The following is an 18008-nucleotide window of genomic DNA, read 5'->3' on the forward strand; positions in this document are numbered from 1 at the left end:
TTATCACTTTGCCGCCAGTGTCGCCGCCCGATAACCCCACCACGCCGCTTCCTCGAATACCGAAAACCCCGACAAATCGGCATGCGCGAACAGGATGCTGCCATCGGCCTCGCGCAGCGCCTTCATGCCCGTATTGCTGCGGAAGTTCGGCCACGGCACGCTCATGGCGTGGCCGCGCAAGGTGATGTCCACCCGCTCCACGCATGATGCGAGCTGCGCGCCGTACGCGGTTTTCAGATCGGCGCTGGCCAGCGCCAGCAGTTCCTCCGGGCTGGCCGCCACCATCCAGCGCCGCGCGTTCACCGCCTGGCGATCCGACAGCGCCACGTAGGAACTGAACACGGTTTTTTCGGGCGGGCGCACACGGATATCCTGGTGGGTGGAGACGACAAAACCGAGTCCCGGCTCGCTATAAACCACGTTATCCCACGACAGCGGCTGGCCGGGCAGCTCGTCGGGAAAACGCTTGAGCAGGAAATTGGCCACCAGCCACGGCGCATATTCGGGAATGTGCCGGGCCGGATCGAAACCATAGCCGGCGATGTTTTCCACCACGCGCGCGGCCACGTAGGTCGGCATGGCGCAGATGGCCTTGCGGGCGCGCACCAGGTACGTGGCCGGCTTGCCGGCCTCTAACCGGAAGCACAGCGCCTCGACACCGGTAGCGGTTTTCCTGAGCGAGATGCAGGTGCCGGCATGGCGCTGGATACCTGACGACTGCTCCATGCCGCGCACCAACGGCTGCAAGCCGCCGGGCCAGGTCAGCCAGGTGCCGTCATTGGCATTGGCGGCCTTGCCCCAGCGGCTGCAATAGTAGTGCAGGCCGGCCCATGCCGACACCTGGTCGTAGCGGGTGCCGTAATCGTCGCGGCAGCAGTAGTTCAGGTACCAGTGCAAGGTGGGCGAGCGGTAGCCGTTCTGTTCCAGCCAGGCTTTGAGCGTGATGCGGTCGAGCGCCGTCCATACCGGATCTTCCGACGACATCACGGTCGGGAACACGAACACGCGGCGGCCGTCGGCGCCATGCAGTTGGCGCAGGCGCTCCACTTCCTTGAAAAAGCGCGCGTGTTCGTCGAGCTCCCACTGCGGCACGCCTTCGGTGGGCATGAAGCCTTCCTGCCAGTGGCCCTCGTGCAGCAGCCGCTCTTCGGGCGCGTGCAGGATGAAGCGCTCATCGTAATATGGCTGGTCGCCGAAGGCGTCCTTCTGAATGATGCCCAGGTCGGCCAGGATTTCGCGCACGTGCACCGACTCGGGCGACGGCAGCGGCAGGTAGTGGGCGCCGGTCGGGTATTCGAGGTCGCCGAAGGCGCCACCGGCGGCGTTGCCATACGCTTGCGGGCCGTCGATCATCAGCATGTCGGTCTTGCCGAGCTTATTGAGCTTCCAGGCGGCCGTGAGGCCTGCCACGCCGGAGCCGAGGATGGCGATGTCGGTGGTGATCACCTCCGATGGCGGCGGCAGCGCCTTGCGGTCGCGCAGAAAATGGCCCTCGTCGCGGCCCGGGTAGTGCAGCACCGGTGTGATCTCCTGCCAGCGCTGGAAACCGGCCACGCTGCCGGCAGCGGCCAGGCCGGCCATGCCGCCCCATACCAGAAAGGATCGGCGCAACATTAGCGGATCACCCGGCGCCAGTCTTGCTCGAACTCGTGTACCAGCGACTGCGTGTTGAGGCGATTGGGCGCCATCGGCAGCGGCTGCATATCGGGCGGGAAGATGAACATTTCGCGCGTGGTCGCTTCGTTCAGGTAGCGCATCGGCAGCCGGTAACTGGTCGGCGGCGTGTAGTCGGCCTGCGGGCTGGCCAGCACAAAACCCCATTCGCCGAACGATGGCACGTAGGCGTGATACGGCGAGGTTTTCATGCCCACTTCGCGCAGCGTGGCGTCGATGGTCCAGTAGGCGTGCGGCGCGAAGAACGGCGACGTCGATTGCACCGACATCAGGCCATTGGCGGCCAGGTGTTTTTTCAGGATGCCGTAGAACGGCACCGAGTACAGCTTGCCGAGCGCAAAGCTCGACGGATCGGGAAAGTCGACAATCACCGCGTCGAACATGTCGTCGTTTTGCTGGAGCCAGATCGCCGCATCGGCGTTGACCACGCGTACCCGCTTGTCGGTAAGCGAACCGTGATTGAGCTTGACCAGTTCCGCACGGGTGGCAAACGCGCCGGTCATGGCCGGGTCGAGATCGACCAGCGTGACGTGCTCGATATTTTTGTAGCGCAGGATCTCGCGCAGCGCCAGGCCGTCGCCGCCGCCCAGCACCAGCACGCGTTTCGCCCATGGCAGCGGTTCCAGTACCGGGTGCACCAGCGCCTCGTGGTAGCGGTATTCGTCGCGCGACGAGAATTGCAAATTGCCGTTGATGTAGAGACGCAGATCGTCCTTCCAGCGCGTGACCACCAGCCGCTGGTACGGCGTGGTTGTGGCAAACACGATTTCGTCACCGAACAGGCCATGCTCGCCCCAGTAGGTCAGGCGGTCAGCGGAGATAAAGCCACACACCAGCAGGAAGAACACGGCGCTGGCGCGCAGCATGCGGCCGGTAACGTTGGTGAGCTCTGTGCGAAACACCCGAATTGTCCACAGGGCCACGCCCACGTTGAGCATGCCGAAGACAAAACCGCTGCGCACCAGTCCCAGCTTGGGCGCCATCACCAGCGGGAACAGCAGCGACACGGCCAGCGCACCCAGGTAGTCGAACGTGAGCACGCGGCTGACCAGTTCACTGAAGTCGGTCTGGCGCGCGTTGAGCGCGCGCATCACCAGCGGCACTTCCATGCCCACGAACGCGCCGACCAGGAACACCATCGTGTAGAGCATGGCGCGAAACGGCGCGGCGCTCCACGAAAACGTCAGGAACAGCACCGCCGCCGACACGCCGCCCACCAGTCCCACCGCCAGTTCGATATCGACGAAGCGCGCCATCACGTCCTCGTCGCGCACGTACTTCGAAAAATGCGCGCCCACGCCCATGGCAAACAGGTAGCAACCGATAATGGTGGAAAATTGCAGCACCGAGTCGCCGAGCAGGTAGCTGGCCAGGGCGCCGGCGATCAGTTCATACGCCAGGCCGCACGACGCCACGACGAATACGGACAAGATCAGGATTTTTTTGTTCATTGCGCTTCTTTTGGCCTTTTTATGCACTACCATGCTGCTTCGTTAGCAATTTCGCCATCACTTTAACCTGCGAGAGCGCGCCGTGCCAGCTATCCTCAATTATCTGATCCATCTTTTACTGGCAGCCATGCTGCTGGCCGTGTTCTTTGCCGCGTACACGCGCATGACGCCGTACAACGAGGTGCTGCTGATCCGCCAGGGCAACCAGGCTGCCGCCTTGTCGCTGGGCGGCGCCTTGATCGGCTTTTCGATCACGGTCGGTTCGGCGCTGATGCACACGCTCGGCTACCAGGAGTTCTTCGCCTGGGCTTTTGGCGCGATGGTCGTGCAGATGCTGGCCTACGCCATCACCACGCGTGTGCTGAACATGGCCAAAGACCAGATCGAGGGCAACAACACGGCGTTCGGCGGCCTGCTGGGCGCGATCGCCATTTCCATCGGCGTCATCAACGGCGCCTGCATTTCCTGACATTTGAACGGAGGTCCACCATGGGCATCGGCAGCTTTATCAAGAAGCAGTTTATCGACGTACTGCAATGGAACGAGGAAGTGGACGGCGTGCTGGCCTGGCGCTTCCCGATGCAGGACCAGGAAATCCAGAACGGCGGCGTACTGGTCGTGCGCGAGTCGCAGATGGCGGTATTCGTCAACGAAGGACAAATCGCCGACGTCTTCGGCCCCGGCACCCATAAGCTCACCACGCAAACCCTGCCGCTGCTGACCAACCTGAAAAACTGGGACAAGCTGTTCGATTCGCCGTTCAAGTCGGACGTGTATTTTTTCAGCACCCGCGTGCAGACCGGCCGCAAATGGGGAACGCCGCAGCCGATCACGATCCGCGACAAGGACTTCGACATGATCCGCGTGCGCGCCTTTGGTATGTACTCGTACCGCGTCAGCGATCCGCGCCAGTTCTTCAAGGAGATCAGCGGCACGCGCGACACCTACACCCGCGACCAGGTCGAAGAGCAGTTGCGCGGCATCCTGATGGCGTCCATGGCCAGCTCGCTGGGCAGTTCCAACGTACCGTTCCTCGACATGGCCGCCAACCAGGCGCTGATGGCGCAGCAGGTCAAGGGTGATCTGCTCGAAGCGTTCGGCCGCTATGGCATCGGGCTCGATGAATTCAACGTCGCCAGCGTGAGCCTGCCCGAGGAACTGCAAACCGCGCTCGACGACCGCATCTCGGCCGGCATGAAGGGCGGCCTCTCGGCCGACAAGATGACCGGTTTTACCCGCTATCAGACCGCCACCGCGATTCCGCTGGCCGCGCAGAACGAAGGGGGGCTGGCCGGCATCGGTGCGGGCCTCGGCGCCGGCATGACGGTGGGCCAGGCCATGGGCACTGCGATGGGGGCGTCGATGGCGCCCGCCGCTGCTCCCGCTGCGGCGCCGGCTGCCGCAGCACCGGCCGACGACTCGATCGAGGCGCGCCTGCAAAAGCTCAAGGGCCTGCTCGACAAGGGCCTGATTTCGGCTGCCGACTACGACAGCACCAAGGCCGAGCTGCTGAAAAAACTGATCGGCTAACTACCTAGAACCACATGCAAATCGTCTCCTGTCCCAGCTGCGGCGCGGAAGTCACATTCCGCTCGCACGCGTCGGTGGTGGCCGTGTGCGAGTACTGCGCCACCACCGTGCTCAAAGACGCCGACACGGTCAAATACTTCGGCAAGATGTCGGCGGTGCTGGAAGACTATTCGCCGATCCAGATCGGCACCGCCGGCGTGCTGGCCGGTCGACCGTTCACGGTCATCGGCCGCATCCAGCTGCGCTATGCGGCCGGCATGTGGAACGAGTGGTATCTGCTGTTCGACGATGGCGCCACGGCGTGGCTCGGCGACTCCTCCGGCCTGTACACGATCACCGCCGAATTCAAGGGCGATGCCCGCCTGCCGGCGTTCGAACAGCTGCAACCGGGCCGCAACTACGACATCAACGGCGCGCCCTACACGGCCGCCGAAATCCGCGTGGCCGATTGCGTCGGGGGCCAAGGCGAGCTGCCGTTCCGCGTAGGCGACGGCTATCAATCCAAAGTGGCCGATTTCCGCCGTGGTAAAGAATTCATCACGCTCGATTATTCCGACGGCGCCCCGGTGGTGTACACCGGCGCGGCCGTCACCCTCGACAGCCTGCAACCGCAGTTGCTGCGCGACGAAGACACCATCCTGCGCGCGGCCGGCCGCTATCGCGGCAAGCTGGCCGCCCTCGATTGCCCGTCGTGCGGCAGCGCCATCAAGTACCTGCCCGGCGTGACCACCACCCTGGTCTGCGCCGCCTGCCAGGCGCAGATCGACGCCACCAGTCCCAAGGCGCAGGTGCTTGCCGCCGGCGAACAGGTAGCCAAGGTGGCGACCACCATTGAACTTGGCGCCACCGCCAACATCAACAGCCAGGATTTCACCATCATCGGCGTGATGCGCCGCGCCGATGACGAAGGCACCGAGTGGACCGAGTACCTGCTGTACGGCGCCCGCGCCGGCTTTTCGTGGCTGGTGGAGACCGACGAAGGCTGGTCCGGCGCCACCGTCATGGCCGAGTGGCCGCTGCAGTACCAGCCTGGCGCGGATAACGTGGTGATCGACCGCGTGCGCTACAAGAGCCTGTACGAATACGGTTCAACCGTCACCTGGGCTGCCGGCGCCTTCAATTGGCGCGTGGCCGTCGGCGATGTCACCCACGTCGAGGAATACGAATCCGGCCAGATCAAGCTGGCGCGCGAGACGACCGAACACGAAATGACGTGGTCGCGCTCCGCCCCGGTGCCGGCCGACCAGATGCGCGCATGGTTCGGCGCCCAGTTCCACGGCAAGGTCAACGCCACCGTCGGCGCCAAGCCGTTCGCGCGCAACCGCCACCGCGATGCGGCCAAGTACATCATCATGTTCATGCTGGTGGTGAATGCCTTGCCGATGTTGATGAATTTTTCATCGACCTGGTACCTGAGCGCCCTGGGCGCGCTGGCCATTTATTTGCCGGCCACCTTCCTCGATAACAACGACAAGTCATGAGCAAATTTTTCCTGTACGCCGTCATCGTCACCCTGGCCACGTCGGGCGCCTCGTGGGTGCGCGCCGTCTCGGGCGACCGCGACAAGTCCAATTATCGCGGCAGCACGTGGAGCTCGTTCGGTGGCGGCGGCGGCAGCTATGGCAATGGCTCCGGCGGCGGAGGCCACAAGTGAAGCGCGAGGTTTTACCGGCCAGCGTGCCAGACATCGCCATCGTGCCGGTACCAGCTGCGCACGCGGCGGCGACTGCGACTGCGACTGCGACTGCGACGCTCAAGCACCGCCCGACCGGCACCCATGTGCTGGCCGATCTCGGTGGCATCGCTGCTGAAAAACTGTGCAGCTGCGAATCGCTCGACGCCCTGCTGCGCGCGGCCGCCGAGGCGGCCAACGCGCGCGTGCTGCACAGCCACTTTCACGGTTTCGGCGACGGCCAGGGCGTGACCGGCGTGGTGCTGCTGGCCGAATCGCATATCTCGATCCACACCTGGCCCGAGTGCGGCTTTGCTGCTGCCGACATCTTCATGTGCGGCGATGCGCAGCCGGAGTTAGCGCTTGCTATCGTGGTGCAGGCCTTGCAACCGTCTGCACACAGCGTGCAGTCGATCTATCGGTCACCGCCCGCCGTCCGGTTGCCATAGCGGCGCAGCAACGCCGGCAAAAAGATGATGGTCGAGTCGATCAGCGCGTGCGTGATCATGCACGCGACCAGGTCGCGCGTGACGAGATAGAGACCGGTGAGCAGCACGCCGCCGAACAGCACACCCACCAGGTGGCCCGCCGACCAGCCACCCGGGTGCGCCAGCACGAACACCAATAACGGCATCGCTGCCGCCAGCCAGATGTTGCCGGTCAACTCTTGCAGTCGTTCGATCGGATAACCGCGAAACAGGATTTCCTCGGTGATGGCAGCCGTGATCACGGCCGCGTAGCGGAACCACAGCGGCATGTCGGTCAGGCGCTTGAGGCCCTGGGCCGAACTTTCCGGCATCGCGCTGCGCCCGCGCTGCAAAGCCAGGTGCAGCGATAGCACGGTAAAGGTGATCATGGTCAGGCCGATCAGGGCGCCGGCGGCCCAGGCGCCGTAGTGGCCGCCTTCGATGCCGATGCTGGTCAGAGACCTGCGTTCCCAGAACAGGACAATCGCCACCACCGCCAGCGCCAGGCCCCACATCGACGACAAATGAAACGCGGCCTTGATCGGCGCGAGCTTGTTGCGTGACTTGATGAGCGCTAACACCGACGTGCCGCCGAGCGCAACGAGCAAGCCGGCCAGGGTGGCAACGGGAACTGCGATCATCGACAACTTTCAGACTGGACGGGCGCCGATCATGGCATGAGCTACCGCAGAAATCAACGGCATCAATCAGGCTGGGCGGCAGCGAGTTCCTGGTCCTTCTGTTGCGCGGTTTGAATCGCCGGACGCGCCTTCACCCGCGCGACATAGTCGATGATTTCGTCGCGCTTGGGCAGCTTGGTCATCCAGGCCAGCGACGTCCCCCACAGCACGTCGAGCGCGGTGAACCGGTCGCCGAGCATCCACGGACCGCGCCCCAACTGCGCGACCAGGGTGTTAAACACATCGTCGAAGTCGCCATAGCCGTTCATGGCCTTGTCGACCGCCGCGCGCTGCATCCAGTTGTCGATCAGCGCCGGCTCGAAGCAGCTGCCATAGAACGCCATCCAGCGCAGGTAAGGGCCGCGCAGCGGATCGCCGATCGGCGGCGCCAGTTTGGCAGCCGGGAACAGGTCGGCCAGGTAGAGATAAATCGCCACCTGCTCGGTGACCAGGGCACCGTTGTGCTCGATGGCGGGCACCTTGCCCATCGGGTTGATCGCCAGGTAGGCCGGCGCGCGGTTTTCGCCGCGCTTCATGTTCATGACGTGCAGTTCGTACGGTGCGTGCAGCTCCTCGAGCAGCGCGAGCACGCCGGTCGAACGCGAGTTGGGGCAGTGATGAAAAATCAGTTGGTCCATGATGATCTCCTGGTGAAAACCTGACGATAGCTGCTGCTAAGATGGCAGTCTTGGAAAAACGCGCACAATCGGATAACCACGATGACAACGACACCGCTGACGCTGCAAGACCGCTACAAGGGCGTGGTCAACCCGGCTGCCGTGGGCCAGCGGTTCCGCCTCGAGCGCTACGCCGCCCCGCCCGACCTGGCGCCATATATCGAGTGGTACTGGATGGTCGCATGGGATTTGCCGCCTGGGGTGGTGCACGTACAACGCACCTTGCCCTCGCCATGCATCCAGGTCGTGTTTGACCGCGGCCGCAGCGCGACGTTCGGCGTGATGACGGGATCTTTTGAATATACCCTGACCGGCAAGGGCGCCGTGCTTGGCGCACGCTTTCGCCCGGGTGCATTTCGCGGCTTTTTAAAACGTGCCGTGCAAACCATCACCAACCTGCAAATGCCGGTCTCGGCAGTGTTTGGCGGCGCTGATGAAGAACATGAACGCAGCGTGCTCGATGCCGCCGACGCCGGCGATGACACAGCCATGGTGGCAGCCGCCAACGCGATTTTCCGCCGTGCGCTGCCGGCACAGCTGGACCCTGGCATTGAACGGGTTGCAAAGACCATGGAACTGATCAGGCAGCATCCCGAAATAACCCAGGTTGCGCAACTGGCCGAGCGCCTGGGCACCAGCGTGCGCGCCTTGCAGACGCTGTTTCGCGAGGTCGTGGGTGCCACACCCAAGTGGGTCATCCGCCGCAACCGCCTGCTCGACGCCGCCGACCAGCTGGGCAACGGCGACGACATCGACCTGGCCACGCTGGCGCAGAATCTTGGCTACTACGACCAGGCACATTTCACGTCGGATTTCGAAGAACTGGTGGGCAAGCCGCCAGCGCATTACCGTGAGAGCTGCAAATCCTGACGTTCAGGACGGGGGCTTTCTGGAAGAAGTCTTTTTTCGATCGGAAGCCGCCGAAGCTGGAGGTTCGGGTGAGCGAACATTGACGATACGCGTCAATGTTAATGTCTCAATTTCATATGGCACCCGAACGTTAGGGCCCTTGAAGTCTTTTGTATTCCGAGTAATAACGGTAAGGTTGTACACCTGTGCAGTTGCTTTGATAATTGCGTCCATCAAGGCGATTTTTGGCCCTTGCCGGATACCTTCTGTACGTATCTTGGCGGCGGCAGTCATAATGGCATCATCAATGCGGATGATTTCAAAATCACCGTCACTAAATAGCAGCTCAAACCTGTCTTCTTCATCCGGCTTGATATTGGCGCGAACCTCCATCCAGGACACGACACTAATAGCAGGCTCATCCCAATATGTCAGCTCGTCGCGCGCCTCTCCGATCCCGTTGAGGTAATCGATAATAATGTTGCTGTCGAAAAGGACTAGCGCCATTCTTCCCGCATCATCCGTTGGTATTCCAAACCGTCTTTAGGAATATCCGTGCGATCTTTCCAAATGCCCGCAGCTTTCGCCAACGCGGCAGCACGGCGTGCCCGTCGGCCTTCGGGGGTATCGGGATAGTTGGGTGCGCTCTTAACCGCTGTGGTCGGCGAGGTCTTACGCTGAGTGGTTGTCATGATGAGCCACCTGCTCAAATTTTGATCAATACGACCAGTGTAACGCAATCCATCGCGAATGTCGCCACCACCGTTATGCAATAAAAAAGGCAGCCGAAGCTGCCTTTTTGCTGTACTGCTGTTGCGTTGCCGCTGCTTAGTGCTTGGCGCGCAGTTTGGCGATGGCGGCCAGTTGGCCTACCGCTGCTGCCAGTTCGGCTTGCGCTTTCGCGTAGTCGATGCCGGCGCCGGTGTTGGCCAGCGCTTCTTCGGCACGCTTCTTGGCCGCTGCCGCTTTGGCTTCGTCCAGGTCGGCGCCGCGGATTGCGGTATCGGCCAGCACCGTCACGGCGTTCGGCTGCACTTCCAGCAGGCCGCCGGCGACGAAGACGAACTCTTCTTCAGCACGGCCAGGAACCTTGATGCGCACCGCGCCCGGGCGGATGCGGGTGATCAGCGGCGTGTGCTTCGGGTAGATACCCAGCTCGCCCTGTTCGCCCGGCAACGCGACGAATTCGGCTTCGCCCGAGTAGATCAACTCCTCGGCGGAAACCACGTCAACGTGAATAGTGTTTGCCATGTGTGTCCTATCGGATGGAACGGCCCCGGCAAACGCCAGGACCGCACTCAACAATTAGCTCAACGATTAGTTGAGTTTTTTGGCTTTTTCGATGGCTTCTTCGATCGTGCCTACCATGTAGAACGCTTGTTCCGGCAGGTGGTCGAGTTCGCCCGACGCGATCATTTTGAAGCCCTTGATCGTGTCTTTCAGCGAAACGTATTTACCAGGCGCGCCGGTGAATACTTCAGCAACGTGGAACGGCTGCGACAGGAAACGCTGCATCTTACGAGCGCGCGATACCAGCAGCTTGTCTTCAGGAGCCAGCTCGTCCATACCCAGAATCGCGATAATGTCGCGCAGTTCCTTGTAACGCTGCAGCGTGCCTTGAACGGCGCGTGCGGTGTCGTAGTGGTCCTGGCCAACGACCAGCGGGTCCAGCTGGCGCGAGGTCGAGTCCAGTGGATCGACCGCAGGGTAGATACCGAGCGAAGCGATGTCACGCGACAGAACCACGGTCGAATCCAGGTGACCGAAGGTGGTAGCAGGCGACGGGTCGGTCAAGTCATCCGCTGGCACATACACGGCCTGGATCGAGGTGATCGAACCGGTCTTGGTCGAAGTGATGCGCTCTTGCAGACGGCCCATTTCTTCGGCCAACGTAGGCTGGTAACCCACAGCCGATGGCATACGGCCCAGCAGTGCCGATACTTCGGTACCGGCCAGCGTGAAGCGGTAGATGTTGTCCACGAAGAACAGAACGTCTTTGCCTTCGTCACGGAATGCTTCCGCCATGGTCAGACCGGTCAGCGCAACGCGCAGACGGTTGCCTGGTGGTTCATTCATCTGACCGTACACCATCGCTACCTTGGAGTTCTCTGGATTTTCCAGATCGACCACTTTCGCGTCAGCCATCTCGTGGTAGAAGTCGTTACCTTCACGGGTACGCTCACCCACACCGGCGAACACGGACAGACCCGAGTGCGCTTTAGCGATGTTGTTGATCAGTTCCATCATGTTCACGGTCTTGCCGACACCTGCACCGCCGAACAGACCGACTTTACCGCCTTTGGCGAACGGGCACACCAGGTCAATAACTTTAATGCCGGTTTCCAGCAGATCTTGCGATGGCGACAGTTCGTCGTACGCAGGAGGAGCGCGGTGGATCGAAGCGATCTGGTCGTGAGCGACTGGGCCGCATTCGTCGATCGGGTTACCCAGCACGTCCATGATGCGACCCAGGGTTGCTTTACCGACTGGCACCATGATGGGTTTGCCGGTGTTCTGGATCATCATGCCGCGACGCAGGCCGTCGGAGGTACCCAGCGCAATGGTACGGACAATGCCGTCGCCCAGCTGCTGTTGTACTTCCAGGGTCAGCTCGGAGCCTTCCATTTTCAAGGCATCGAATACCTTGGGCATCGCGTTGCGTGGAAACTCAACGTCCACCACAGCGCCGATACACTGAACGATTTTGCCATCAGCCATGTTCGTTCCTTCAAATATAGTTAAATTCGTTTAAACCGCTGCCGCACCGGCGACGATTTCGGAGAGTTCTTTGGTAATCGCAGCCTGACGCGTCTTGTTATAGATCAGCTTCAGTTCACCGATGACGCTACCAGCGTTGTCGCTGGCCGCTTTCATCGCCACCATGCGCGCCGATTGCTCGGACGCCAGATTTTCCGCGACCGACTGGTACACCAGCGCTTCAACATAGCGCTCGAGCAGTTCGTCAATCACCGCAGCCGCGTCAGGTTCGTAGATGTAATCCCAATTGTGATTACCTGCGTCCGCCTGAGTCTTGGCAGCTGGCAGTGGCAGCAACTGCTCCACAACCGGCTCCTGCTTCATGGTGTTGATAAACTTGGTGTAGCAGATGTACACGGCGTCAACTTCACCGTTCTGGAACTTCTCGAGCATGACCTTGACGGGTCCGATCAATTTTTCCAGGTGCGGCGTGTCGCCGATCTGGGTCACTTGCGCGACCACAGGAACGCCTACGCGATTCAAAAACCCCAAACCTTTGTTACCGATGGCAACTGCCGCAATCTTGTTGCCAGCCGTTTCCAGCTCGCGGGATTTCTGCGTCACCATGCGCAAGATGTTGGTGTTCATACCGCCGCACAGACCTTTGTCGGTCGTGACCACGATGAAGCCAACTTTCTTGGCCGTGTCCTTTTGCTCTACAGCCAGGAACGGGTGCGTGTATTCCGGATTGGCGGCGGCCAGATTGGCGGCGATATTGCGAATCTTTTCACTGTAGGGACGGGCGGCGCGCATACGATCCTGCGCTTTGCGCATTTTCGATGCGGCAACCATTTCCATCGCCTTGGTGATCTTCTTCGTATTTTCTACGCTCTTGATCTTGCCACGTATCTCTTTGCCTACTGCCATGAGTCCTTACTCCTTCTGCGCTGAGGACGGCGCGGGGCGAACCCCGGCGCCGTCAAGCACCTTAAAATGCGCCGGATTTCTTGAAGTCGGCAATGGCGGCAGCCAGCGATGCTTCGCCGTCTTTGTCCAGTTGCTTCGACGATTCAATCTTCGACAGCAGGTCAGCTTGCTTGGTCTTCAGGTAAGCGTGCAGGCCGGCTTCGAATGGCAGTACTTTCTTCACTTCGACGTCGTCCAGGTAGCCTTTGTTCACAGCGAACAGCGAGGCAGCCATCAGCGAGATCGACAGTGGCGAGTACTGAGCTTGCTTGAGCAGCTCGGTCACGCGGGCACCGCGGTCCAGCTGTTTGCGGGTCGATTCGTCCAGGTCGGACGCGAACTGCGCGAACGCAGCCAGTTCACGGTACTGGGCCAAATCGGTACGGATACCGCCGGACAGGTTTTTGATGACCTTGGTCTGAGCAGCACCACCAACGCGCGACACCGAAATACCGGCGTTAATCGCAGGGCGGATACCCGAGTTGAACAGCGAAGTTTCCAGGAAGATCTGACCGTCGGTGATCGAAATCACGTTGGTTGGCACGAATGCCGAAACGTCGCCAGCCTGGGTTTCGATGATCGGCAGAGCGGTCAGCGAACCGGTTTTGCCGGTAACGGCGCCGTTGGTGAAGGCGGACACGTAGTCGGCGTTCACGCGGGCTGCGCGTTCCAGCAGGCGCGAGTGCAGGTAGAACACGTCGCCTGGATACGCTTCGCGGCCTGGTGGGCGGCGCAGCAGCAACGAGATCTGACGGTAGGCAACTGCTTGCTTCGACAGGTCATCGTACACGATCAGGGCGTCTTCACCGCGGTCGCGGAAGTATTCTCCCATGGTGCAACCCGAGTATGCCGAGATGTACTGCATGGCCGCCGATTCCGCCGCGGTAGCCGCGACGACGATCGTGTATTCCATGGCGCCGTGCTGTTCCAGCGAACGCACGATGTTCTTGATGGTCGAGGCTTTTTGGCCGATCGCCACGTAGATACAGGTCATGCCCTGACCTTTTTGGTTGATGATCGCATCAACCGCAACGGCGGACTTACCGGTTTGACGGTCGCCAATGATCAGCTCGCGCTGGCCACGGCCAATTGGTACCATCGCGTCGATCGATTTCAGGCCGGTTTGCATCGGCTGCGAAACGGATTCACGGGCGATAACGCCCGGTGCGATCTTTTCGATTGGCGAGGTCAGCTTGGCATCGACAGGACCTTTGCCGTCGATTGGCTGGCCCAGGGCGTTGACCACGCGGCCACGCAGTTCCGGACCGACTGGTACTTCCAGGATGCGGCCGGTGCACTTGACCGTGTCGCCTTCCGAGATGTGCTCGTAAGCACCCAGAATCACGGAACCGACGGAGTCGCGCTCCAGGTTCATTGCCAGGCCGAAGGTATTGCCTGGGAATTCCAGCATCTCGCCTTGCATTACGTCCGACAGACCGTGGATGCGGCAGATACCGTCGGCTACGGAAATCACCGTGCCTTGATTGCGCACTTCAGCGCCGCTGTCAATGCCTTGAATCCGGCTCTTGATCAGCTCGCTGATTTCAGATGGGTTGAGTTGCATGCTAACTCCTAATTTAGTTCTCTCCGCTTGCGCGAGGGTATGTTTGGTCTGCCGTAGCCAGCGGGTTCTTACTGAACCAGCGCGACGTGCATCTGTTGCAGCTTGGCGCGGACCGAAGTGTCGAGCACTTCGTCGCCAACCACCACGCGCACACCACCGATCAACGATGGGTCGACCGTGACAGTCGGGTTAAGCTTGCGGCTGAATTTCTTTTCCAGCGTGGCGACCAGATCGGACACCTGGGCGGCGCTCAGATCGAACGCGCTCGTGATCTCGGCGTCCGCTGCACCTTCTGCACTGTTTTTGAGCAGTTGGAACTGGGCACCGATTTCCGGCAGCAATTCGATACGGCCATTGGCGACCACCATGCCGAGGAAGTTATTCGCTTCTGCGGTCATCGGCGATTTCACCAGCGACGCGATGGTGGCGGCGATATCGCTCTCCGACACTTTCGGATTGCGGGCATAGTCCTGGACATCGGCGTTGCTGCCGATCTGGGCCATTTCGGACACCAGATCGGACCACTGCGCGAGGTTGCCGGCTTGGGCTACGCGGAAGAGGGCTTCCGCGTAAGGACGGGCGACGGTTGCGAGTTCAGCCATGATTACAGCTCAGTCGCGAGGCGGGCCAGCAGGTCGGCGTGGGCCGACGCGTTGACTTCGCGCTTCAGGATCTGCTCGGCGCCTTTAACGGCCAGGTCGGCTACTTGTGCGCGCAGTGCTTCGCGGGCTTGGGTAACTTGCTGATCGGCTTCAGCTTTGGCTTGCGCAATGATGCGGTCGGCTTCAGCTTTGGCGTTGGTCTTGATTTCTTCTGCGACCAGTTGCGCACGCTTTTCTGCGTCCGCGACGCGCTGGGCAGCTTCGTCACGGGCGGAGGTCAGGGCTTCTGCAGCGCGCTTTTCAGCGACTGCCATCGAAGCCTTGCCTTGGTCGGCAGCTGCCAGACCATCGGCGATACGCTTGGCACGCTCGTCCAGCGCGGTGTTCAGCGCCGGGAATACGAATTTCATCGAGAACCATACGAGCACCGCGAAGGTGATCATCTGGCCGATGAGCGACATATTAACGTTCATACCTTGCTCCTAATTAGTTTCCCCGGTTGGAGCAGTATTACTGGCCAGCAGCGGCGATAACAGCGGTCAGGAATGGGTTGTTGAACGTGAACAGCAGAGCAACACCAACGCCGATCATCGAGATCGCATCCAGCAGACCAGCGATAACGAACAGCTTGGTTTGCAGTTGTGGCATCAGTTCTGGTTGACGTGCCGACGCTTCCAGGAATTTGCCGCCCAGAATGGCGAAGCCCAGTGCGGTGCCGATAGCGGCCAGGCCAATGATGATAGCGACTGCCAGAACGGTCATGCCTTGTACTTGTGCGATCAGAGCTTGCATATATTTCTCCTAATTTAAAAAACGAAAGATACTAAAAAATAAAACTATAAAGTTGGTGATTAGTGCTTCTCAACCGCAAGGGCCAGATACACAACCGTCAACGCCATAAACACAAAAGCTTGCAAAGTTACAATCAAGATGTGGAAGATTGCCCATGGACCACCCAACAGCCACTGCGCCCACCAAGGCAACAACGCGATCAAGATGAAAATCAGTTCGCCGGCATACATATTGCCGAACAGTCGCAGTGCCAGCGAAACTGGCTTGGCGAACAATTCAACCATTTGCAGCAGGAAGTTGACCGGTGCCAGCAAGATGGCTGCGAAGCCGGTTGCATGGAATGGCGCCGTGAACAGCTCCTTGGCGTAACCGCCGAGGCCCTTGGCTTTGATCGAGAAACCGAAGATGCACAGCAGGACCGACAGCGACAGGGCGAAGGTCAGGTTGGCGTCGGCGGTTGGTACCACACGCAGGTTGTACACGCCGAAGAACTCCAGTGCCTTCGGCAACAGGTCCACCGGCAGGAAGTCCATGGCGTTCATCAGCCACACCCAGACGAAAATGGTGATGGCCAATGGTGCGATCACCGCGCTTTTGGCGTGGAACGCGCTATTAACAGTGTCGTTCACCAGTTCCATGACCAGTTCGACGAAGTTTTGCAGCTTGCCCGGCACGCCAGCGGTGGCGCGGCGCGAAGCCATGTAGAAGACACCGAGGAAAATCGCGCCCAGGATGGCCGAAACCCAGAACGTGTCCAGGTTAAACATGCCATCGCTGGTTTGCAGATGTTGCAAGTGGTGCTTGATGTATTCTGTGGCGTTAGCCGGGGCTGAGTGCCCCCCGTGTTCAGTGGTCATAATGTCGTCAGATTTTGTTAATTAAACTGCAAGCAGTGCAAACCAATACGCCATGGTTGCCACCGCGAAACCTAAGATCAGCCATAACCAAGCGGCCGATGAAAATAGCACCAGCGCGACAATAAACAGCGCTGCAGTGATGGAAAACTTGACCATTTCCGCGCGAAAATGCGTCCGGAAAGTCTTTTTTGGATCATTCGTTGCGCCCATGACAATCATCGCGTACACCAGGCTACCGATGACTGCGATTGCTCCGCCATAGGCGGCCGACCATGCTTTGAGTACTCCACCCAGGTTCCAGGCGAGCAAGGCGAATCCAGTTGCGATGGCCAACTGGAGGGCGACGACTTTAAACATCGGCCTCGAAACACTCGTCGTTTTAATCACTGCGAGGCTCCAAAAAATTGCCGATAAACTCAAAGACGCGTGATTATATGTGTCTTTCCTGTATCACGTCAAACATGCTGCACCGCACCAGAGCATATAGTGCGCGAAAGAGACGCTTTTACAAACATTTCCAATCGTGTTGCACCACTTTGGCGCCGGATGAGGTAAAAGGGAGAAAACAGCTTATTTGTGATTTGAAATCAACAATGCTGCGATCCGCTGTCATTTCCCATTTTTCCTCGTGCTGGCTCACGCACGCAGTCTTGCCAGCACGCCATCGAGGATATCGAGGTCGGCAAAGTCGATAATCATCTGGCCGCGTCCCTTGCTGCCCATCTTGAAGACCACCGGCGTGGCCAGCTTGTCCGACAGTTCTTCTTCCAGCCTGGTGATATCTCCGGACTTTTCCTTTTGCCGCGCCTCGGCCGGCGCCGCCTGTTGCTCTTCCAGCGTGCGCGTCACCAGTTTTTCCGTTTCGCGTACCGATAATCGTTTGGCAACTACCGTGTTGGCCAGGTTGATTTGCGTGGCCGCATCGACTGCCAGCAACGCGCGTGCGTGGCCCATGTCGATATCGCCGGCCATCAGCATGGTTTGCACGCTCGACGCCAGGTTCATCAGGCGCAGCAGGTTCGACACGGCGCTGCGTGAACGGCCCACCGCGTTGGCAGCCTGTTCATGGGTAAAACTGAAATCGGTGATCAGGCGGTGGATGCCTTGCGCTTCTTCCAGCGGATTGAGGTCCTCGCGCTGCATGTTCTCGATCAGCGCCATGGCAGCGGCAGCCTGGTCATCGACGTTGCGCACCAATACCGGCAGCACGTCCAGTCCGGCCAGTTGCGCTGCGCGGAAACGGCGTTCGCCAGCAATGATCTCGTACGTGACCGCGCCGGTCAGCGGATCGGTGCCGACCGGGCGCACCAGGATCGGCTGCATGATGCCCTGGGTTTTGATCGATGCCGCCAGTTCCTGCAGGCCGCCCTCGTCCATGCGCGTGCGCGGCTGGTATTTACCGGCCTGCATTTGCGTGACCGGCAATTCGGATGGCGTGTTGGCGTCCGCCGCCTTGTCGTCGCTGCCGCCAAGCAGCGCGTCTAGACCGCGGCCCAGGCCCTTGAGTTTTTTGGTTGCCATAAATAGGTG

22 protein-coding genes are annotated in these 18008 nt (G+C 60.5%); 6 read left to right on the forward strand and 16 right to left on the reverse strand.

What is annotated here, in order from left to right:
- Positions 1–3: 3 nt before the first annotated feature.
- Together F8197_RS20390 and F8197_RS20395 are read right to left on the reverse strand one after the other, a co-directional pair.
- Complete coding sequence (locus tag F8197_RS20390) at positions 4–1614, reverse strand: NAD(P)/FAD-dependent oxidoreductase (RefSeq protein WP_152883360.1); 1611 nt, start codon at positions 1612–1614, stop codon at positions 4–6.
- Positions 1614–3125: a polyamine aminopropyltransferase gene (locus tag F8197_RS20395; RefSeq protein ID WP_229214510.1), complete on the reverse strand. Its 1512-nt coding sequence runs from the start codon at positions 3123–3125 to the stop codon at positions 1614–1616. The genes F8197_RS20390 and F8197_RS20395 overlap by 1 nt, the downstream gene beginning before the upstream one ends.
- An 82-nt stretch (positions 3126–3207) precedes the next feature.
- Here F8197_RS20395 and F8197_RS20400 point away from each other — a divergent pair, with 82 nt between their 5' ends.
- The 5 genes from F8197_RS20400 to speD are packed head-to-tail and all read left to right on the forward strand — an operon-like array spanning position 3208 to position 6776.
- On the forward strand, positions 3208–3594 hold the full coding sequence (locus F8197_RS20400) for a DUF350 domain-containing protein (RefSeq protein WP_373996924.1): 387 nt from the start codon (positions 3208–3210) through the stop codon (positions 3592–3594).
- Positions 3595–3614: 20 nt separating this feature from the next.
- Complete coding sequence (locus F8197_RS20405) at positions 3615–4655, forward strand: SPFH domain-containing protein (protein WP_152883362.1); 1041 nt, start codon at positions 3615–3617, stop codon at positions 4653–4655.
- 14 nt (positions 4656–4669) lie between these two features.
- Positions 4670–6136, forward strand: coding sequence for a DUF4178 domain-containing protein (locus tag F8197_RS20410; protein WP_152883363.1), 1467 nt, complete (start codon positions 4670–4672; stop codon positions 6134–6136).
- Positions 6133–6309 (forward strand): hypothetical protein, encoded by a 177-nt coding sequence (locus F8197_RS28635; protein ID WP_019924033.1) that lies wholly within the window; start codon positions 6133–6135, stop codon positions 6307–6309. The genes F8197_RS20410 and F8197_RS28635 overlap by 4 nt, the downstream gene beginning before the upstream one ends.
- Positions 6306–6776 (forward strand): adenosylmethionine decarboxylase, encoded by a 471-nt coding sequence (gene speD / locus F8197_RS20415; RefSeq protein ID WP_373996925.1) that lies wholly within the window; start codon positions 6306–6308, stop codon positions 6774–6776. Before F8197_RS28635 ends, speD begins: the two co-directional genes overlap by 4 nt.
- Here the strand turns inward: speD and F8197_RS20420 are convergent.
- Together F8197_RS20420 and F8197_RS20425 are read right to left on the reverse strand one after the other, a co-directional pair.
- A complete protein-coding gene (locus F8197_RS20420; protein ID WP_152883364.1) occupies positions 6743–7435 on the reverse strand; it encodes a CPBP family intramembrane glutamic endopeptidase in 693 nt (230 codons plus the stop codon). The two genes, speD and F8197_RS20420, sit on opposite strands and share 34 nt — an antisense overlap.
- Positions 7436–7497: 62 nt before the next feature.
- Positions 7498–8112 carry a glutathione S-transferase family protein gene (locus F8197_RS20425; RefSeq protein ID WP_152883365.1) on the reverse strand — a complete coding sequence of 205 codons (615 nt, stop codon included), beginning with the start codon at positions 8110–8112 and terminating at the stop codon, positions 7498–7500.
- Positions 8113–8193: 81 nt separating this feature from the next.
- Between F8197_RS20425 and F8197_RS20430 the strand changes: the two genes are divergently transcribed.
- Entirely contained in the window at positions 8194–9021 is an 828-nt protein-coding gene (locus tag F8197_RS20430; RefSeq protein ID WP_152883366.1) for an AraC family transcriptional regulator, read from the forward strand.
- Between the two features lie 3 nt (positions 9022–9024).
- Here F8197_RS20430 and F8197_RS20435 read toward each other — a convergent pair whose 3' ends face one another.
- The 12 genes from F8197_RS20435 to F8197_RS20485 form a co-directional block, all read right to left on the reverse strand.
- Positions 9025–9507 carry a type II toxin-antitoxin system VapC family toxin gene (locus tag F8197_RS20435; protein ID WP_152883367.1) on the reverse strand — a complete coding sequence of 161 codons (483 nt, stop codon included), beginning with the start codon at positions 9505–9507 and terminating at the stop codon, positions 9025–9027.
- A complete protein-coding gene (locus tag F8197_RS28640; protein ID WP_193333493.1) occupies positions 9498–9692 on the reverse strand; it encodes a hypothetical protein in 195 nt (64 codons plus the stop codon). The genes F8197_RS20435 and F8197_RS28640 overlap by 10 nt, the downstream gene beginning before the upstream one ends.
- 136 nt (positions 9693–9828) lie before the next feature.
- Positions 9829–10251: a F0F1 ATP synthase subunit epsilon gene (locus F8197_RS20440; RefSeq protein ID WP_026637681.1), complete on the reverse strand. Its 423-nt coding sequence runs from the start codon at positions 10249–10251 to the stop codon at positions 9829–9831.
- A 66-nt stretch (positions 10252–10317) separates the two neighbouring features.
- Positions 10318–11718, reverse strand: coding sequence for a F0F1 ATP synthase subunit beta (atpD, locus tag F8197_RS20445; RefSeq protein WP_056142632.1), 1401 nt, complete (start codon positions 11716–11718; stop codon positions 10318–10320).
- A gap of 30 nt (positions 11719–11748) precedes the next feature.
- The gene (atpG, locus tag F8197_RS20450) at positions 11749–12624 is read right to left on the reverse strand and encodes a F0F1 ATP synthase subunit gamma (RefSeq protein WP_019924040.1); all 876 of its coding nucleotides are present in this window, start codon (positions 12622–12624) and stop codon (positions 11749–11751) included.
- Between the two features lie 61 nt (positions 12625–12685).
- Entirely contained in the window at positions 12686–14227 is a 1542-nt protein-coding gene (gene atpA / locus F8197_RS20455; protein WP_152883368.1) for a F0F1 ATP synthase subunit alpha, read from the reverse strand.
- Between the two features lie 68 nt (positions 14228–14295).
- Positions 14296–14829: a F0F1 ATP synthase subunit delta gene (locus tag F8197_RS20460; RefSeq protein ID WP_152883369.1), complete on the reverse strand. Its 534-nt coding sequence runs from the start codon at positions 14827–14829 to the stop codon at positions 14296–14298.
- Positions 14830–14831: 2 nt separating this feature from the next.
- A complete protein-coding gene (locus F8197_RS20465; protein ID WP_026637682.1) occupies positions 14832–15302 on the reverse strand; it encodes a F0F1 ATP synthase subunit B in 471 nt (156 codons plus the stop codon).
- A 37-nt stretch (positions 15303–15339) separates the two neighbouring features.
- Positions 15340–15609: a F0F1 ATP synthase subunit C gene (gene atpE, locus F8197_RS20470; RefSeq protein WP_371851800.1), complete on the reverse strand. Its 270-nt coding sequence runs from the start codon at positions 15607–15609 to the stop codon at positions 15340–15342.
- A 71-nt stretch (positions 15610–15680) separates the two neighbouring features.
- Positions 15681–16478: a F0F1 ATP synthase subunit A gene (gene atpB / locus F8197_RS20475; RefSeq protein ID WP_026637683.1), complete on the reverse strand. Its 798-nt coding sequence runs from the start codon at positions 16476–16478 to the stop codon at positions 15681–15683.
- A 21-nt stretch (positions 16479–16499) separates the two neighbouring features.
- Positions 16500–16835 carry an ATP synthase subunit I gene (locus F8197_RS20480; RefSeq protein ID WP_019924046.1) on the reverse strand — a complete coding sequence of 112 codons (336 nt, stop codon included), beginning with the start codon at positions 16833–16835 and terminating at the stop codon, positions 16500–16502.
- Positions 16836–17114: 279 nt separating this feature from the next.
- Positions 17115–17999 (reverse strand): ParB/RepB/Spo0J family partition protein, encoded by an 885-nt coding sequence (locus F8197_RS20485; protein WP_019924047.1) that lies wholly within the window; start codon positions 17997–17999, stop codon positions 17115–17117.
- Positions 18000–18008: the final 9 nt, after the last annotated feature.

This window comes from Duganella sp. FT27W (assembly GCF_009295655.1).
Taxonomy (GTDB): domain Bacteria; phylum Pseudomonadota; class Gammaproteobacteria; order Burkholderiales; family Burkholderiaceae_D; genus Rugamonas; species Rugamonas zoogloeoides.

Excerpts from the sequence above, each read along its gene's own strand:
- F8197_RS20390 (WP_152883360.1), bottom strand. The coding sequence starts at position 1,614 with ATGTTGCGCCGATCCTTTCTGGTATGGGGCGGCATGGCCGGCCTGGCC.
- F8197_RS20395 (WP_229214510.1), bottom strand. The coding sequence starts at position 3,125 with ATGAACAAAAAAATCCTGATCTTGTCCGTATTCGTCGTGGCGTCGTGC.
- F8197_RS20405 (WP_152883362.1), top strand. The coding sequence starts at position 3,615 with ATGGGCATCGGCAGCTTTATCAAGAAGCAGTTTATCGACGTACTGCAA.
- F8197_RS20410 (WP_152883363.1), top strand. The coding sequence starts at position 4,670 with ATGCAAATCGTCTCCTGTCCCAGCTGCGGCGCGGAAGTCACATTCCGC.
- F8197_RS28635 (WP_019924033.1), top strand. The coding sequence starts at position 6,133 with ATGAGCAAATTTTTCCTGTACGCCGTCATCGTCACCCTGGCCACGTCG.
- F8197_RS20420 (WP_152883364.1), bottom strand. The coding sequence starts at position 7,435 with ATGATCGCAGTTCCCGTTGCCACCCTGGCCGGCTTGCTCGTTGCGCTC.
- F8197_RS20425 (WP_152883365.1), bottom strand. The coding sequence starts at position 8,112 with ATGGACCAACTGATTTTTCATCACTGCCCCAACTCGCGTTCGACCGGC.
- F8197_RS20430 (WP_152883366.1), top strand. The coding sequence starts at position 8,194 with ATGACAACGACACCGCTGACGCTGCAAGACCGCTACAAGGGCGTGGTC.
- F8197_RS20435 (WP_152883367.1), bottom strand. The coding sequence starts at position 9,507 with ATGGCGCTAGTCCTTTTCGACAGCAACATTATTATCGATTACCTCAAC.
- F8197_RS28640 (WP_193333493.1), bottom strand. The coding sequence starts at position 9,692 with ATGACAACCACTCAGCGTAAGACCTCGCCGACCACAGCGGTTAAGAGC.
- F8197_RS20440 (WP_026637681.1), bottom strand. The coding sequence starts at position 10,251 with ATGGCAAACACTATTCACGTTGACGTGGTTTCCGCCGAGGAGTTGATC.
- atpD (WP_056142632.1), bottom strand. The coding sequence starts at position 11,718 with ATGGCTGATGGCAAAATCGTTCAGTGTATCGGCGCTGTGGTGGACGTT.
- atpG (WP_019924040.1), bottom strand. The coding sequence starts at position 12,624 with ATGGCAGTAGGCAAAGAGATACGTGGCAAGATCAAGAGCGTAGAAAAT.
- atpA (WP_152883368.1), bottom strand. The coding sequence starts at position 14,227 with ATGCAACTCAACCCATCTGAAATCAGCGAGCTGATCAAGAGCCGGATT.
- F8197_RS20460 (WP_152883369.1), bottom strand. The coding sequence starts at position 14,829 with ATGGCTGAACTCGCAACCGTCGCCCGTCCTTACGCGGAAGCCCTCTTC.
- F8197_RS20465 (WP_026637682.1), bottom strand. The coding sequence starts at position 15,302 with ATGAACGTTAATATGTCGCTCATCGGCCAGATGATCACCTTCGCGGTG.
- atpB (WP_026637683.1), bottom strand. The coding sequence starts at position 16,478 with ATGACCACTGAACACGGGGGGCACTCAGCCCCGGCTAACGCCACAGAA.
- F8197_RS20480 (WP_019924046.1), bottom strand. The coding sequence starts at position 16,835 with ATGTTTAAAGTCGTCGCCCTCCAGTTGGCCATCGCAACTGGATTCGCC.
- F8197_RS20485 (WP_019924047.1), bottom strand. The coding sequence starts at position 17,999 with ATGGCAACCAAAAAACTCAAGGGCCTGGGCCGCGGTCTAGACGCGCTG.